The organism is Methylosinus sp. R-45379 (genome assembly GCF_001644125.1).
Classification (GTDB): domain Bacteria; phylum Pseudomonadota; class Alphaproteobacteria; order Rhizobiales; family Beijerinckiaceae; genus Methylosinus.
This window is the reverse complement of sequence record NZ_LUUM01000003.1, coordinates 1-15,949: the sequence shown is the minus strand read 5'-3', so window position 1 is coordinate 15,949 and position 15,949 is coordinate 1. Positions and strand designations below refer to the sequence as shown.

The 15,949-nt window shown below is 62.8% G+C and carries 18 protein-coding genes and 2 pseudogenes; 13 read left to right on the top strand and 7 right to left on the bottom strand.

The window, feature by feature from the left end; translation table 11 throughout:
- The 4 genes from A1351_RS01020 to A1351_RS01005 form a co-directional block, all read right to left on the bottom strand.
- A partial coding sequence (locus A1351_RS01020; RefSeq protein ID WP_064031934.1) for a VIT1/CCC1 transporter family protein occupies window positions 1–554 on the bottom strand: 554 nt, incomplete at its 3' end.
- Window positions 555–695: 141 nt separating this feature from the next.
- Window positions 696–1,856, bottom strand: a complete 1,161-nt coding sequence (locus A1351_RS01015) for a TolC family outer membrane protein (protein ID WP_064031933.1) — start codon at window positions 1,854–1,856, stop codon at window positions 696–698.
- Window positions 1,853–2,116 (bottom strand): hypothetical protein, encoded by a 264-nt coding sequence (locus A1351_RS01010; protein ID WP_064031932.1) that lies wholly within the window; start codon window positions 2,114–2,116, stop codon window positions 1,853–1,855. The genes A1351_RS01015 and A1351_RS01010 overlap by 4 nt, the downstream gene beginning before the upstream one ends.
- Window positions 2,117–2,266: 150 nt before the next feature.
- Entirely contained in the window at window positions 2,267–2,851 is a 585-nt protein-coding gene (locus tag A1351_RS01005) for a cytochrome b/b6 domain-containing protein (protein WP_064031931.1), read from the bottom strand.
- Between the two features lie 408 nt (window positions 2,852–3,259).
- Here A1351_RS01005 and A1351_RS23530 point away from each other — a divergent pair, with 408 nt between their 5' ends.
- From A1351_RS23530 to A1351_RS00990, 3 genes are read left to right on the top strand one after another with little or no spacing between them, the layout of a single operon-like run.
- Window positions 3,260–3,508: a PepSY domain-containing protein gene (locus A1351_RS23530; protein WP_198033071.1), complete on the top strand. Its 249-nt coding sequence runs from the start codon at window positions 3,260–3,262 to the stop codon at window positions 3,506–3,508.
- Entirely contained in the window at window positions 3,508–4,170 is a 663-nt protein-coding gene (locus A1351_RS00995; RefSeq protein ID WP_064031930.1) for a response regulator transcription factor, read from the top strand. The genes A1351_RS23530 and A1351_RS00995 overlap by 1 nt, the downstream gene beginning before the upstream one ends.
- Window positions 4,167–5,519 (top strand): HAMP domain-containing sensor histidine kinase, encoded by a 1,353-nt coding sequence (locus A1351_RS00990; RefSeq protein ID WP_064031929.1) that lies wholly within the window; start codon window positions 4,167–4,169, stop codon window positions 5,517–5,519. Before A1351_RS00995 ends, A1351_RS00990 begins: the two co-directional genes overlap by 4 nt.
- Window positions 5,520–5,525: 6 nt before the next feature.
- Here A1351_RS00990 and A1351_RS00985 read toward each other — a convergent pair whose 3' ends face one another.
- Together A1351_RS00985 and A1351_RS00980 are read right to left on the bottom strand one after the other, a co-directional pair.
- Window positions 5,526–5,933 carry a hypothetical protein gene (locus A1351_RS00985; RefSeq protein ID WP_134188039.1) on the bottom strand — a complete coding sequence of 136 codons (408 nt, stop codon included), beginning with the start codon at window positions 5,931–5,933 and terminating at the stop codon, window positions 5,526–5,528.
- A 224-nt stretch (window positions 5,934–6,157) separates the two neighbouring features.
- Window positions 6,158–6,406 (bottom strand): annotated as a pseudogene (locus A1351_RS00980) (ATP-binding protein); the annotation flags it as partial.
- 175 nt (window positions 6,407–6,581) lie between these two features.
- Between A1351_RS00980 and A1351_RS00975 the strand changes: the two are divergent.
- The 6 genes and pseudogenes from A1351_RS00975 to kdpC all read left to right on the top strand — a co-directional run bounded on the left by A1351_RS00975 (window position 6,582) and on the right by kdpC (window position 12,528).
- Entirely contained in the window at window positions 6,582–6,884 is a 303-nt protein-coding gene (locus tag A1351_RS00975; RefSeq protein WP_026598049.1) for a DUF1778 domain-containing protein, read from the top strand.
- Window positions 6,885–6,887: 3 nt separating this feature from the next.
- Window positions 6,888–7,401: pseudogene (locus A1351_RS00970) on the top strand (GNAT family N-acetyltransferase).
- Between the two features lie 547 nt (window positions 7,402–7,948).
- Window positions 7,949–8,038, top strand: coding sequence for a K(+)-transporting ATPase subunit F (gene kdpF / locus A1351_RS00965; RefSeq protein WP_064031928.1), 90 nt, complete (start codon window positions 7,949–7,951; stop codon window positions 8,036–8,038).
- Between the two features lie 34 nt (window positions 8,039–8,072).
- On the top strand, window positions 8,073–9,782 hold the full coding sequence (gene kdpA, locus A1351_RS00960) for a potassium-transporting ATPase subunit KdpA (protein ID WP_024879272.1): 1,710 nt from the start codon (window positions 8,073–8,075) through the stop codon (window positions 9,780–9,782).
- A 17-nt stretch (window positions 9,783–9,799) separates the two neighbouring features.
- The gene (gene kdpB / locus A1351_RS00955; RefSeq protein ID WP_024879273.1) at window positions 9,800–11,917 is read left to right on the top strand and encodes a potassium-transporting ATPase subunit KdpB; all 2,118 of its coding nucleotides are present in this window, start codon (window positions 9,800–9,802) and stop codon (window positions 11,915–11,917) included.
- 11 nt (window positions 11,918–11,928) lie between these two features.
- Window positions 11,929–12,528 carry a potassium-transporting ATPase subunit KdpC gene (kdpC, locus tag A1351_RS00950; protein ID WP_024879274.1) on the top strand — a complete coding sequence of 200 codons (600 nt, stop codon included), beginning with the start codon at window positions 11,929–11,931 and terminating at the stop codon, window positions 12,526–12,528.
- A gap of 163 nt (window positions 12,529–12,691) precedes the next feature.
- On the opposite strand, the gene A1351_RS00945 is transcribed toward kdpC, so the two are convergent.
- Window positions 12,692–13,381 carry a TetR/AcrR family transcriptional regulator gene (locus A1351_RS00945; protein WP_024879275.1) on the bottom strand — a complete coding sequence of 230 codons (690 nt, stop codon included), beginning with the start codon at window positions 13,379–13,381 and terminating at the stop codon, window positions 12,692–12,694.
- A gap of 172 nt (window positions 13,382–13,553) precedes the next feature.
- On the opposite strand from A1351_RS00945, the gene A1351_RS00940 reads away from it, so the two are divergent.
- From A1351_RS00940 to A1351_RS00925, 4 genes are all read left to right on the top strand, one after another.
- Window positions 13,554–14,216 (top strand): outer membrane protein, encoded by a 663-nt coding sequence (locus A1351_RS00940; RefSeq protein ID WP_024879276.1) that lies wholly within the window; start codon window positions 13,554–13,556, stop codon window positions 14,214–14,216.
- A gap of 24 nt (window positions 14,217–14,240) precedes the next feature.
- Window positions 14,241–14,597: a hypothetical protein gene (locus A1351_RS25050; protein WP_024879277.1), complete on the top strand. Its 357-nt coding sequence runs from the start codon at window positions 14,241–14,243 to the stop codon at window positions 14,595–14,597.
- Window positions 14,581–15,258, top strand: a complete 678-nt coding sequence (locus A1351_RS00930) for a DUF3313 domain-containing protein (RefSeq protein WP_024879278.1) — start codon at window positions 14,581–14,583, stop codon at window positions 15,256–15,258. Before A1351_RS25050 ends, A1351_RS00930 begins: the two co-directional genes overlap by 17 nt.
- A 108-nt stretch (window positions 15,259–15,366) precedes the next feature.
- On the top strand, window positions 15,367–15,949 hold a 583-nt coding region (locus A1351_RS00925), incomplete at its 3' end, for a TauD/TfdA family dioxygenase (RefSeq protein ID WP_064031927.1).

The following is a 15,949-nucleotide window of genomic DNA, read 5'->3' as shown; positions in this document are numbered from 1 at the left end:
TTCGGACCGACACTTAGAAGCGCGGTTTCGACGCTGTCTGTCGTCATGTAGGGAATGAGTGGCGTGAGCCCGCCAACAACATAGGCGAGTCCAATGGTCAGCGCGCTCGCCAGCGCTCGTCGCGGATCAGGCTTCTCCAGCCCGACCTCGAAGCGCATCATGAAATCGATCCACCGTTCCTTGTCGGCTGATATGGCGGCGACAAGCGATTTCAGCGGATCGCCGGTCAGGCCGTATCCTTGGAGAAGCTGCTCGATCTCGTGAATTTCATGGTCGCGCATGAGGTCGATCTCTCGACCTTCCCGCGCCGCCTCCGAGAGATAGTGTTGTGCGTCGGTCCGTGCGGCCAGAAAGCCTCCGAGACCCATTGCGATGGCGCCCGCGGCAATTTCGGCAAGACCGGCTGTCACGATCACGTCGGTGTTTGCGACCGCGGCCGACAGGCCCGCGGCAAGAGCGAAGGGCACGGTCAAGCCGTCCGCCATGCCGATCACGATATCGCGGACCATTTCCGTGGCGGTGAAGTGCTTTTCAACATGGGGCGTTATAGGCATCGATCGAGTTCCCGAGACAGCGCCAGCTTCGAGTAAGGGGCGATTATGACAGCAGATCAACGGCGATCGCATAGGATGCCTCGTCGAGAGACGAGGGCGCGATCTAGAGCCGCGGACTCTTGTCAGTCCGCCGAATTGCATTTACCGACCATTGAGTAGGAAGCGATCGGACCACTTGTCGCTGACTTCTCCGAAATGGGTTCCGGGGTCGTGTTCTTCGACGTTCAAAGCGAGGGAGCCCGCAGACAGTCGACCCGCGGCCGCGAGAACCGCATATGAAGCGACAACGCGATCCCTCTGGGCGACAATGAGTCCGATACGTGCGCTCAGCAATTCCCGCTGGGCGTTGCGAATATCGAGCGTGGCTCGCATGCCCGCCTTCGCCTCCTCCCGGACGCCGAATAGAGCGCGTTCCGCGGCTGCGATCTGTGCGCGAGCCGCGACGATCTGAGCTAATGCAGATTGTAGAGCGCCCCAATTCGAACGCATGGACGCCGTCAGCTCCGCGCGCGTCACATCCACGTCGAACCGTTTCTGTCCGGCGCTCTCCTTCGCTTGACGGACCCGAGCGGAGGTCGCACCGCCTGCGTAAATTGGAACCGACAGCCGACCGAGCACTTGCACGCCGACGGCTTGGTTGCTCCGCCCATCGACATCGGACTGCGTGAAGACATTCGCGACCATCGAGATGCTGGGCAAGAATTCCGCTTCAGCGATCCTGATAGCGAGATCGGCCACATCGGCATCATGCGCGGCGGCGAGAACGAGTGGATGCTCGCTCTGCGCCGCACGCTCCGCCTCCGCGAGCGACTTCGGCAACAAGCGATCGGCGGATCTCGCTGGGGCGAGCTCTTTCGGCTCACTCCCGATCACTTGCCTATAGGTCGCGATACTGGTGTCGAGCGTTGTGCGAGAGATCGCCGCCTGTGAGCGACCAGCGGCCAACCGCGCCTCGGCTTGTGCGATATCGGTCAGAGTGACTTGGCCGGCCGCCGCGCGCTCCTTCGTTTGGCGCAATTGCTCGTCGAGCACCGCCACATTGTTCCGATGGAGACCGAGAACCGCGGTATCTCGCAACACGTTCGTATAGGCGATGACGCCGTCGAGCAGAACGCGTTGCTCCGTGAACCGCAGACGCTGGCGAGCGGCGAACACGCCTGCTTCCGCGGCGTGGGTCGCATTGGTCGCCCTGAACCCGTCGAAAAGCAGCTGCTCGACGCTCAGCGTCGCAGAACGGGGTAAAGAACGCCCGGCCTGAATGCTCTGGACGTAACTCGGATCCCAGACATTGCCGTTGTTCACGTCGATCGCACTCGAAACGGATCACCGCTTTCCACCCAGTCTCCGATGTTCTTGCGCAATTCGGCGACCGTGCCGACCACCTTAGCGGCGATATGCCCGACTCGGTCGGTGTCAGCCGAAACAAGCGCAGGGACGTTGATGCGTCTCGTCAGGACGCCGCCGTGCACTGGTTGAATGGCGAATTCCGCCGCCGCGAACTGCTCCTCCGTCAATTTGATGAGTCCGTCGACCGGGTCCGACGCCTTTTGGGCGTCGATCACGGGCGATTTCGGCGCAAGAAGGTAACGGAGAGGTTCCGAGATCTGCGGAAAGTGAGAGCCGACGAATGCGCTCGCGACACCGACCGAAACGAGGGCGATCTTGCCTGGGGCGCGGGGCTCGGCGCGTCGTCGCCCGTGGATGCGGGATGTTCATGCTCTGGCCCGCCGACCCGCGCAGAACAGCATGAACGCAGCGAGGCGACGTTTGAACAACAGCATGTAGCTCGCGTGTGCGATGACGAAGCCGAGCAGGAATTTCGCCGACGCTTCGTGGACCTCGGTGATCCAGGATTCGTTTTTGTTGCTTTCACGGCGGTCGCGGTTCGCGATCGACGACGGCCCGACGTCGTGATTGCTTGACGTGCGCCGTTCCGAAGCTGAGGAAAAAGTGGTTTCTGCTCGGCGAGAGGGGGGAGACGAAGGCGGGCGATCCGCCAACACTCCGGTCACGACTGTCGAGACCAGCGCAAGAGCCACTCCCGAGAGGAGGAGCTTGCTCACCGCGGGGCGATCGAACCAGCGGACGTGGCCGAGTTCCGTGAACCCCGGAAAAAACCGAGAGATTCCGAGCTGGCGAGCCTCGACGACGCCCCAGATAATGCGGACGATCAGGATGAACGTCACGCCATAGCCGAGCCATTCGTGAATGGGGCCGAGTTCCCCGCTGACATAAGCCGATAGCGCCAGCCCTGCCAGGGCGGCATGATAAAGACGGATTTTTTCGGGAAGGGTCATTTCGGACTCCGTTCGAGGACGCCAATCGCAGGCCAAAGCCAGTTTCAACAGCTCTTGGGCTGCCGTGTTCGCGTCTCGCGTCGACCTTCGGGTTCGACGCCCAAAAGCCGTGGCGGCGCTGGGAGGAATTCCACCGTCGGCGCAGAGTGCGTTACGCGGTCTCGACTTGGCGCTGTGAAGGTGTGACGCATTGTCGTATTTTCTCACGGGGTCGAGGAGGGGCAGATCTGCGTCGACGGGGCGTGTTCTTACAGGACGAGACCTGTCGATCCGCTGTCGAGACCTGTCAGGGATTTGTCAGCTATCTCGCGCGATACAGGGTTCATGGGACGAGGAATCGGACATAGCTGTGCGGCCGCGCTGCTCCTGGGAACGGCCGTCGCCATGGGCGCTGGCGACGCCTTCGCTGTGGAGGAGCGCCTTCGGCGCGAAGATCACGACGTGGCTCGAGCAGCGCTCGAAAGGGGCGAAATTCTGCCGCTCGAGAAGATACTCGCCAGGGTGCGGGAGAGCGTTCGCGGTGACGTCGTCGGAGTCGAGCTGGAGCGAGACCGCGGCGCCTGGATATACGAAATCAAAATCATCGGCCCCGGCAGCGCTATGATCGAAGCGCGCGTCGATGCTCAAACGGGTAAAATCGTCAGGAGAGGCGACTGATGCGCGTCCTGCTCGCGGAGGACGACGAGCGTATCGCGCGAAACGTGAGCGCATCGCTGAACGAAGCGGGATATTTGGTCGATTGGGAAGCCGATGGCCAGGAAGCCTGGTTCAAGGGCGACACCGAGGATTACGCCGCGGCCATCCTCGATCGGGGCCTACCGAGCATGGACGGTCTCTCGATTCTCAAGAAATGGCGAGGCGGTGGACGCTCCATGCCGATTCTCATACTCACGTCTCGCGACAGCTGGCTCGAGCGCGTGGACGGGATCAATTCGGGAGCCGACGATTATTTGCCGAAGCCTTTCCGAATGGAAGAATTGCTTGCGCGACTGCGAGCCATCGTGCGTCGATCCACCGGCTTGTTTGCGCCCATCGTTACCGTAGGAGATCTGAATCTGGACACGCGTCAGATGCGGGTCAGTCTGAACGGAGAGCCCGTATCTCTCACGCCGCAGGAATACAGGCTGCTCAGCTATTTGATGCACCACTCCGGCCGAGTGGTGCCGAATGCGGAGTTGTTGGATCAGCTTTTTTCCCATGACTGCGACAAGACCGAGAACGCGGTCGAGGTCTTGGTCGGACGCGTGCACAAAAAAGTCGGTTCGGAGCGCATCGAGACGCGACGTGGATTCGGCTACATTGTCGGCGGCGGCAAATGAGGGCAAAGTCGCTTCGGCTGAGGTTGTCGATTGCCGCGTCCCTTTCTCTTTGCATCGCTCTGGTTCTCGCGGGCGTCGCGCTGGTGGCGTTGTTCGAACGATATGTGATACGTCGCGTCGGCGTCGAGCTCGACACTTACATTCGGCAATTGGCGGCGAATGTGTCGATAGAGCCCGACGGAGCTCTGCAACTCGGCAGACCGCTCGCGGATCCACGCTTCGACCAGCCGCTCAGTGGTCTCTATTGGCAAAACGTCGAGGATGGAGCCGGCGTCAAACTGCGGTCGCGCTCCCTTTGGGACCACGTCATCGATCTGCCGAATGACGAGATCGAGCCTGGAATCGCCCACCATCACGACCTCGCCGGGCCGAAGGGCGAGACTCTATTTCTGGGGGAACGCCGCGTGAATTACGCGACGGAGGGAGGCAGACGGCGCTTGCGGATCACCGCCGCCGTCGACCGCAACGAAATTCTAGAGGCGAGAACGGAGTTTGCTGGCGATATGGCTGTTTCGCTCGCGGTGCTGGCGCTCATTCTGTTGGCGTCGTCATGGGGGCAGATCGCGGTCGGCCTGAGGCCGTTAGAGGCGCTTCGGCGGAACGTCAACGCGGTTCGAGTAGGAGAGAAGAAGTCGATTACAGTCGATGGCCCCGAGGAGATCATGCCTTTGGTGGCCGAAGTGAACTCCCTGCTGGAAGCGAAAGCGAAAGCGGTCGAGAGCGCCAAGGCGCGCGCCGCCAATCTGGCGCACGCCCTGAAGACGCCTCTCGCCATTCTCGCGACGGATGCGGAACGGCTCCGAAAGGATGGTCGAGATGAAATCGCCGACGAGCTCCAGGAGCTTGCGTTCGGCATGCGGCGTCACATAAATCGAGAGCTGTCGCGGGCGCGGTTGCAGTCGCTCGCTGGGTCGCCTGTCCAATCGACGCCTCTTCGAAACGTGGTGGAAAGCTTGACGAGAGCGTTCATGCGAACGCCGCGTGGCGGCGCTCTGTCCTGGCGATTGGACATTCCTGCGGATGTGACGATCGGCATGGGCGTCGAAGAAGCCACGGAGCTGTTTGGCGCGCTCCTGGAAAATGCGGTCAAATGGGCGGCCACGGAAGTCCACGTATCGGCGGAACGCGAAGGCGTGTTGTCGATCCTCGTCGAGGACGACGGCCTAGGAATTCCCCCCGAAAAGCTCGTCGAGCTCGGACAACGTGGCGTTCGACTCGACCAAAAGACCGAGGGCGCCGGGCTCGGGCTCTCGATCTCGTCGGACATCGTCGACGCCTATGGCGGACAAATTCGCTTTGGGACGCGCAGCCCTCATGGGTTTCAGGCGATCATCACACTGCCGGCATGATGGCGCTCAGAAGCATTTGTTCGCCTTCAGCTCGTAGACCCAGGCGGCGCACTCGTTCTGGCGCCCGCCGTGCTGCCTCATGCAATTATTGTAATTCGTTTCGATCGCCAGACACAATGCGACTTTGGGATCGGCCTGCGGGACGAAGCGGCGCCTGTTTTGGTCTTCATCGTAATCACGCGGCCCTTCTTGGCTTCGGCGCCATTCTTCATACTCGCGCCGGCGGTGTCGCTCGCGCCATTCCTCGCGCATCTCGTCGAGGCGGGCGCAAGCTTCTTCGTCGCCATGCTCGCAATCCTCGTGAAGGCGATGCATATAGTCTCTTCGGCGGTCCTCCTCTTCCTCTTGGGCGCGTGCCAGAGTAGGGGCCATCGTTACGATCAACCCGACGACAATCGCTTGTGTCCATTTCATGGATCGGCCTTTTCCACCGTACTGAAGGGACCACGCGACCCTCCTTTGAAACCATATAGATGGTGTCCAATTGACGAGTTATTAACGATCTCATCGTCGGGCTTTTTACGTCTATCATTACAATTGCTGTCGATTTCCGTCGAGATTTGACCCAGGATTTCCATTGAGAAGTGACCCGGGTTGAAGATGGCTTGCGGGTCAGTCGGTCGTCATGTTTTGGTCTTCTACTTTGCTGGTTTGTCCGCCTTCGCCGAGCTGTTCTTAAACCGGAAGCTGTCGTTCCCGGTTTCGAGGATGTGGCAGCGGTGAGTGAGGCGATCGAGCAGAGCCGTCGTCACCTTGGCGTCGCCGGAGACGGCGGCCCATTCGCCGAAGCTCAGATTCGTCGTGATGATGACGCTGGTCCGCTCGTAGAGCTTGCTCAGCAGATGGAACAGCAGCGCCCCCCTGGAGCCGCTGAACGGCAGGTAGCCCCGAGCGCGAAGCCGCCGCCGCAATCTGACACGATGATTTTTTGAGCGGGCGAAGGATTTGCCCCCTCGACCCCAATCTTGACCAGGTTGCGTGCCGCGTTTGGCGTAGCCAGCGGAACAATCCAATGTCGCCGGTCTTGTATTGGCCGTACATTATGGCGAGGAGAAAAAGGTCATGACGGACGCCGCATCCAGACTTGGTGGGAGACGCACCCGAGCAGAGCGATTGGAGGCCCGTGTCACCGCCGAGCAAAAGAACCTGATCGAGCGAGCGGCGGCCCTGCAAGGACGGTGCGTCACCGATTTCGTGCTGACCAGCGTCCAGGACGCCGCCCGGAGAGCTATCGAGGAACATGATCAGCTGTCGCTCTCGGTTCGTGACAGCGAAGCATTCGTCGATGCGCTGCTCAACCCGAAGCCGGTCAATGATCGTCTTCGTGATACGGTACGCCGCTATCGCGAGCGAACCGGCTTTTGACGCGTGCCTGCCGGAAAAGACGAGAAGCTCTACGTGGAGCCGCTGGCTTCTGGCCATGACAGATCGGGATTCGAGAGCGCCGTGGAGGTGCTCGACCGATATTTTCGGACACAGTCCGGTCAGGACGCGCGAAAGAACATGGCCGCGCCCTTCGTTCTGGCGCTGCCCGACGGGACGATCGCGGGCTACTACACGCTTTCGTCGACCTCCGTGCAACTCGCCGAGCTGCCGGAGCAGCCCCTGCGGAAGCTGCCGAAATATCCGCGCGTGCCGGCGACGCTCATGGGCCGGCTCGCGGTCGATCGGCGGCTACAAGGGAAGGGATACGGGCCGGTTTCTACTCGCCGACGCTCTCTACCGATCTGCCCGGAGCGAGATCGCCTCGTTCGCGCTGATCGTGGATGCGAAGGACGATAGCGCCCGCCGCTTCTACGAACGAGAGAGCTTTCTGCCGTTCCCCGAACAGCCCATGAAGCTGTTTCGGGCGATGGCGGACGTAAAGCGGCTTTTCGCATGAGCGGCGACGGGAGTGAACGGCAGTCGGCGGACGAAATCGCATGCCGATGGGCGCCCGAAATTCGCGCCAAGGAGAGGAGCGGCGTGTTCCAGTGCGGCCTGGCGAGCAGGAAGAAAAAGAGAACAATCCCTGCACACGGTGTGCATGCGGCGCATATTACCTATTTGAAAATACGGATATATTAGTCCAGTCCAGCATAGGCGCTACGGAGAATCTAATATCTTGATTTATAGGCGATATCATCCTGGTCTCTAGGCCGTGGCGGCTGTGCGCGCATTCTGCGACGCCTCGATACGACATTTTCGTCCTTTTTCGACAGCGTCGTCTCATTGGCGCTGCGCGCCGCGCGAGCTGATCCTTATGCGGCCCTTACGCCCGACGGGGCAAATCCGAATAGCCTCCTTACGCGCTCTGCAGGCATATCCCGAGCATTGTCGAAAGGGAGACTGACCATGCTCGACCTCGTCTATCTCGGCCTCGGCGCCTTTCTCTTCGCGCTGATGGGCCTTTATGCGCGCGCCTGCGGGCGGCTCTGAAACGGGAGCGAATGATGTTCGAACCGATCATCGGCCTGGGCGTCGCCGTGCTGCTCGGCGCCTATCTCCTCTACACGCTCCTTCATCCCGAGAAGTTCTGAGCCGAGCGTCTCGGGCTCCGCAAAGGAAACGATCATGAACGCCATTGGCTTGGCGCAAATCGCCGTCGTGCTGGCAACCGTCGTCTTCGCCGCCGTGCCGCTCAGCGCCTTCATCGCTCGCGTGCTCGCTGGCGAGCGCAATGTTCTGACGCCCGTTCTGCTGCCCGTGGAGCGTGTCTTCTACAAGCTTTCCGGCGTCGATCCGGCGCGTGAGCAGAGCTGGCTCGTCTATACGAGCGCCATGCTCGCCTTCAGCGTCGTCGGCTTCGCATCGCTCTATGCGTTGCAGCGCCTGCAGAATGTGTTGCCGCTCGATCCGCAGGGCTTCGACCCTGTCCCGGCCGATCTCGCCTTCAACACCTCGATCAGCTTCATCACCAACACCAATTGGCAGAACTACTCTGGTGAGACGACGATGAGCCATCTCGTGCAGATGCTCGGGCTCACCGTTCATAACTTCCTCTCCGCTGCGACTGGCCTCGCAATGGCCTTCGCGCTGGTGCGCGGCTTCGCGCGCGCGGAATCGCCGACGGTCGGCAATTTCTGGGTCGATCTGACCCGCGGGACGCTCTATGTGCTGCTGCCGCTGTCGATCGTCGTCGCGCTCGCGCTGGTCGCGCTCGGCGTTCCGCAGACGCTTTCAGGCTCGGTTGAAGCGACGACGCTCGAGGGCGCCAAGCAGGTGATCTCGATCGGCCCGGTCGCGAGCCAGGAAGCGATCAAGGAGCTCGGCACCAATGGCGGCGGCTTCTTCAACGCCAATTCGGCGCATCCATTCGAAAGCCCGAACGCGATTTCCAATCTCCTCGAAATATGGGCGCTGCTCGTCATTCCCTTCGCGCTCGCCTTCGCCTTCGGCCGCGCCGTGCTGGATTTTCGGCAAGGCCGCGCGATCGCCATCGCTATGCTCATCGTGCTCGTCTGCGGCGTGCTCATCGCCTATTGGGCGGAGGCCGCCGGCAATCCGCTGCTGACGTCGATCGGCGTCGATCCTTCGCCCGGCAATATGGAAGGCAAGGAGGTGCGCTTCGGCGTCGCCACCAGCGCGCTCTTCGCCGCAGCGACGACAGGCACCAGCACCGGCGCTGTCAATTCGATGCATGACTCCTTCATGCCGATCGGCGGCCTCGTGCCCTTGTTCAACATGCTGATGGGCTCGATCGCGCCGGGCGGCGTCGGCGCCGGCCTCTATGGCTTCCTCGTGCTCGCGGTCGTCGCGGTCTTCGTCGCCGGCCTCATGGTCGGCCGCACGCCGGAATATCTCGGCAAGAAGATCGAGGCGCGCGAGATGAAGCTCGCCATGCTCGCCGTGCTGATCTATCCGCTCTGCGTGCTCGGATTCTCCGCGGCTTCCGCGCTGCTGCCGGGCGCGCTCGCGAGCTTGAACAACGCCGGCCCGCACGGCCTGTCGGAGATCGTCTACGCCTTCGCCTCGACGACCGACAATAACGGCTCGGCCTTCGCGGGCCTTTCCGGCAACACGCCTTGGTACAACACGGCGCTCGGCATCGCGATGACGCTCGGACGTTTCGCCTATGTCATTCCCGTGCTGGCGATGGCCGGCTCCTTCGCCGCGAAGAAAAAGGCGCCGGCGTCGCGCGGCACATTCCCGACGCATGGGCCGTTGTTCATCGGCCTGCTGCTCGGCGTCATCGTCGTGCTCTATCTGCTGCAATATTTCCCGGCGCTCGCGCTCGGTCCCGTCGTCGAGCATCTGCTGCTCGCCGCCGGCAAGACCTTCTGATCCGGAGATCAACGCAAATGTCGTCCAAAGTCGCTGCTCCTGGCCTGCTCGATCGGGCCATCATCGGCCGCGCGGCGATCGACGCTCTCATCAAGCTCGATCCGCGCCGGCTGGCGCGCAATCCGGTGATCTTCGTCACCGAGGCGGTTTCGGCCGTCGTCACCCTCTTGTTCATTCGCGATCTAATCGCGAATGACGGAAGCGCGCTCTTCTCCGGCCAGATCGCCGCCTGGCTGTGGTTCACAGTCCTCTTCGCCAATTTCGCGGAGGCCGTGGCGGAAGGCCGCGGCAAGGCGCAGGCCGATGCGTTGCGACGCACGCGCACGGACACGAAAGCCAAGCGAACCAAAGGCGGATCGCGCGACTACGACATCGTCTCGGCGCTGGAGCTGAAGCTCGGCGACGTCGTGCTCGTCGAAGCCGGAGACCTCATCCCCGGCGACGGCGAGGTCGTCGAGGGCGTCGCTTCCGTCAACGAGTCGGCGATCACCGGCGAGTCGGCGCCGGTCATTCGCGAGGCGGGCGGCGATCGTTCCGCCGTCACCGGCGGCACCACTGTGTTGTCCGATTGGGTGCGGGTGAAGATCACCGCAGCGCCCGGCTCGACCTTCATCGATCGCATGATCGCGCTCGTCGAAGGCGCCGAACGGCAGAAGACGCCGAACGAGCTCGCGCTGTCGATCCTGCTGTCGGGCCTGACGATCATCTTCCTGATCGTCTGCACGACGCTGTGGCCGCTCGCCAATTATTCGGGAACCGTGCTGTCGCTCACCGTGCTCATCGCTCTGCTCGTCTGCCTCATACCGACGACGATCGGCGGCCTCTTGTCGGCGATCGGCATCGCCGGCATGGATCGCCTCATCCGCTTCAATGTCATCGCGACGTCCGGTCGCGCGGTGGAGGCGGCGGGCGACGTGGACACGCTGCTGCTCGACAAGACAGGCACGATCACATTCGGCAATCGCATGGCGGATGAGCTCATTCCTGTCGGCGGCGTCGGCGAGCATGAGCTCGCGGAGGCCGTGCTGCTCGCCTCCCTCGCCGATGAGACGCCGGAGGGACGCTCCATCGTCGCGCTCGTCAAGAGCCGCTATGGCCTCGCCGCTCCCGCTCCCGGCGCCGATGCGCGCGTCGTTCCTTTCTCGGCGCATTCCCGGATCTCTGGTCTCGATCTGCCGGGCCGCTCGCTGCGCAAGGGCGCCGTCGACGCAATTCTCGCGCAGACCCAATCGATCGTGGACCGTGCCGATATCGGCGGCGCAGGGGCGAGCGGCGCGATCGCCGAAATTCTCCAGCGCGCCGCCGTCTCGCCAATACGCGCGCCGGAGGATTTCACGCGCGCGGTGGAGCGCATCTCGCGCGCCGGCGGCACGCCGCTCGCCGTCAGCGAGAACGGACGCTTGCTCGGAGTCGTGCATCTGAAGGACATCATCAAGCCAGACATAAAGGCGCGCTTCGCCGAGCTGCGCGCCATGGGGATAAAGACGGTGATGGTGACGGGCGATAATCCGGTCACGGCGGCGGCCATCGCCTCGGAAGCGGGCGTCGATGATTTCATCGCGCAGGCGACGCCAGAGGACAAGCTGACCTATATTCGCAAGGAGCAGCAGGGCGGCCGCCTCATCGCAATGTGCGGCGACGGCACCAATGACGCGCCGGCGCTCGCGCAGGCCGATGTCGGCGTCGCCATGCAGACCGGCACGCAAGCGGCGCGCGAGGCTGGCAATATGGTCGATCTCGACAGCGATCCGACCAAGCTTATCGAGATCGTCGCCATCGGCAAGCAGCTGCTGATGACGCGCGGCTCGCTGACGACCTTCTCCATCGCCAATGACGTCGCCAAATATTTCGCCATCATCCCAGCGCTGTTCGTCGTGACCTATCCAGAGCTCGGCGCGCTCAATGTGATGAAGCTCGTCTCGCCGCAATCGGCGATCCTCTCCGCGGTGATCTTCAATGCGCTGATCATCATCGCGCTGATACCGCTGGCGCTGAAAGGCGTCGCCTATCGGCCGATCGGCGCCGCCGCCTTGTTGCGGCGGAATCTGCTGATCTACGGTCTCGGCGGCGTCATTATTCCCTTCGTCGGCATCAAGCTGATCGACATGATCGTGTCGATCCTGCATCTCGCGTGAAGGAGCTTCTCATGCTCACCCAAATTCGTCCTGCGATCGTGATGATCGTTCTCTTCACCCTTCTGACCGGCCTCGCCTATCCTCTGGCGATCACCGGAATCGCGCAGCTCGCTTTCCACGACGCGGCCAATGGCAGCCTCATCGAGCGCAAGGGCGTCATCGTCGGCTCGCGTCTGATCGGTCAAAGATTCGTCGCCGATAATTACTTCCACGGCCGTCCTTCGGCGACGAGCGCGCCAGATCCGAATGACGCGAGCAAGACGATCGACGCGCCTTACAATGCGGCGAATTCCGGCGGCTCCAATCTCGGCCCGACCTCGCAAAAGCTCGTAGAACGCGTGAACGCGGCGATCGAGGCGGAGTTCGCCGCCGGGCGCATCGATGTGGTCGCGGCGGATGCGGTGACGACATCGGCCTCCGGTCTCGATCCGCACATCTCGCCGCAATATGCGCTGGCGCAGGCGGCCGCAGTCGCCGCGGCGCGCAAGCTGCCCGAGAGCCGCGTGCGCGCCTTGGTCGAAAGTCGGATCGAGCAGCGCGCCGCCGGCTTTATCGGCGAACCGCGCGTCAATGTGCTGGAGCTCAATCTGGCCTTGGACGAGTTGCATTGACGGCGTCGGCGACCTCGGTCGTCGGGTTCCCGTCTATCCGAGGCGCGGCGGCTCGTCGCGCCTCGCGCATTTTTCGCATTGGCTTCGTCAAAGTCGGCGGTTCATCATGCGACGGCGGAAAGTCGCGAGCGCACAGACGTGAGCGGCCGATAGCGCGCCGGCCTCAGCGTCTGCGAGACTTCGTCGGAACGCGCTTTTTAGACGGCGTCTTCGCCACCGGCGCCTTTTTCGGCGCCGTTCGGCGAGGAGCTTTCGCTGGACCCTCCTTTTTCGGCTCCGGCGCGGCGCTCGGCTCGTCGGCGAGGCAGGCCGCGAGAACCCGTGCGATCAAGGGCCGCGTCTTGGCGCTATTGGCGTCCTGCAGCGCTTGCGCTCCCAAGACTTCGCGAAAGATCGCCATTCCGACGAGGCAGGCGTTGAACAAGGTTGCGCGCTCGATCGTCGATGCTCCCTCGAGAGCGGCGGCGACCGGGCCGATGAACTCGGTCAAGCTGCGGGCGCGCAATACCTCCCGCGCTTGTGGATTGGTCAGCGAGCGCACGACGATCTGAAGCGTTTCGTTCTGGCTCGCGCTGAAAAACCCGTCCGTGAAATCCTCGCTGAGGCGGCCGGCGTCGAGCGTCGATTGCGACTCGGCCTCCTTGGAGGTCGAGAGGACGGCCGAGAAGAGCTGCTCCTTCGAGCCGAAGGCGCGGTGGACCAGCGCGACATCCACTCCGACCTCGGCGGCGATTTCACGGAGCTTCACATCCTCGTAGGAGGCTATCGAGAAACGCGCGCGCGCCGCCTCGAGTATGCGCCGCCGTGTGATCTCTCCGCCGCGCTTTTCCTGAAGCTCAGCCAGCGTCGCCATATCGATCCGCCTCCCGTTTCCGCGCAGATTATTCGTCTTCTGACGATGGTCAAATGGGGCTGGAAGGCGCGAGTGTCAACATTGTTGTGTCAACAGCGTTGACATTCTGCCGGTCTCGCGTATTTTCTTCCTCGGCTGCTCGGAGGGAGTCGGAGCGCAGGGGATCGGAAACATGATCGTGAAATATTCGACAGCTTTGACGCGGGCGCTTTTCGTCCTGGCCGCGAGCGCAGGCGCCGCGCCGGCGGCCGATCTTCCTTATATGAAGCCGTCTTTTGCGTTCGAGGCGCCGCCGCCCGCCTTCACCTGGACGGGCCTCTACGGCGGCCTCAACGCCGGCGGCGCGGTCGGCGAGGGAGTCGGCGCCGGCGCCTATGCCGACAAATCGCCGAGCGGCGTCGTCGGCGGCGGCCAGCTCGGCTTCAATTATCAGCTGTCGCCTCGCTTCGTCATCGGCGCCGAGAACGACTTTCAGGCGTCGAGCCTGAAGGCGCGAGACGACAGCCCCTATCATCGGGATGCGACGCTGCCGTGGTTCGGAACGGCGCGCGGCCGCGTCGGCTTCGCGCTCACGGAGCCGCGCTTGCTGATCTACGGCACGGGCGGCATGGCCTTCGGCGAGCCGAAGATCGCCGGTGACGGCAAGCTGCGCATCGGCTGGACGGCGGGCGGCGGCGTGGAATGGGCTTTCGCGCGGAAATGGTCTGCGAAGCTCGAATATCTCTACACGGATCTCTACCGGGATCTGCGGAAGGATGTCGCCGATCGTCACGCACGATTCCACACCATTCGCGTCGGCGTGAACTATCACTTCGATTTGTTCTCGCAGCCGTGACGACATGCAGGCGGGGACGAGCTCGTGACGCGACGCATCCTTCTTCTCGATTCCGATCGGCCCGACGAAGCGCTCGAGGTCGACATCCTCGCCCGCGATGAGGTTGTGCTCGCTGTCGCCGTGCCGAACACGATCGTGAGCTTCGATCTGATACGCGGAGATGATCGCGCGCCCTATCGCGGACGGCTCGGCGGCCGCAGCTTCTCGTTCGCCGCCGCCACGCCGGACGGGTCGAAGTCGGAAAGCGCCTCGGCGCGGCCGAAGACGTCGACTCCGGCGCGTTCCCGCGAGCCTCGAAATTCGAGCCCGAACGATCACGCGGCGACGCAATCGAGCGGCGTTGGACGCAAAGGAGTATTATTGTATGGCGGCACTGGATAAAATGCTGCGACCGACAGTCGCGCTGCTCTGCCTCGGAACGAGCGCTTGCTCGAGCGTGGATCCCATCGCCTATTCCGGGCTTCCATCCTCGGCGCATTTGCAGCCCAATCGGCAGGACGACGCCAAGCGCATTCCGTTTCGCTATGCGGCTACGACCGATTGGCGCGCCTATAACAGGCTCGTCATCGATCCCGTCGCGATCTATCGCGGCTCCGATCATCAGTTCGGCGATATGGCGGAAGCCGACAAGGCGTCGCTCGCCGAGCATATGCAGAGCGAGTTCGCCGAGAAGCTGAGGAGCCGCTTCACCATAGCGGACCGGCCGGGCGCGAATACGCTGCGGCTGAAATTGACATTGACCAGCGCCGTCACGAGCACGCCCGTGCTCAGCACGATCTCGCGCTTCGATCTCGCGGGCGGTCTCTACAATGGCGTGCAGACCGTGCGTGGCGGCGAAGGGCTGCTGACCGGCTCGGTGTTCTATGCGGTAGAGATACGCGATGCCTCCGACAATCGATTGCTCACGGCTTTCGTCGCCAAGCAATATCCCAGCCCGCTGAATATTCCGGCGAGCGTCGGCGCGCTATCGGCGGCGCGGACGGGGATAGAGAAGGGCGCGGAAGATCTTCGGGAGCAGCTGTCGCGGGCGGCGAAATCGTGACTCCGCGCCAATGTCGATCGGCGCGCAGTTCGTCGTCGGCGCGCAGCGCGATTTTTCTTTCGATGTCACGGGCGGGGGCTTTCGACACATGCGCATGAGGAGACGAGCATGGATGCGATCACCATTCGACGCGGCTTCGATATTCTCGATCTGACGCCGCGCATAGGCTCTTCGATCGAGATGGATGTCGCGGCGCTGACGCGCGGCGAATATGCGGCGGAGATCCGCGACATTCTGGAACGACGCGGCGTGATCGTGTTTCCGCGACTTCACCTCGATGACGCGCAGCAGCTCGCTCTCTCCCGCACGCTCGGCGAGATCGTTCTCCTGCGCGGCGACGGGCTTCTGCCGATCACACTCGATAAGAAGGTCGACGCATTCGCGGCCGAATATTTGAAAGGTTCGTTCTTTTGGCATTTCGACGGCGCGAGCGACGACGTTCCGGCGCGTGCGGCGATATTGAATGCGAAGCGTTTGTCATCCGTCGGCGGTCAGACCGAATTCAGCAATTGCTATGCCGCCTGGGACGAGCTGCCGGTCTCGGTCAAAACCTCGATATTAGGGCTTCGTGTCGTCCATAGCGTCGAAGCGGCCCAGTGTCTCGTGAACCAAACGCCCACGGATGACGAGCTGCGCCGATGGCGAAGTCACGAGCCGAAGACGCATCCGCTGGATCGTGCCCCTGGAGATG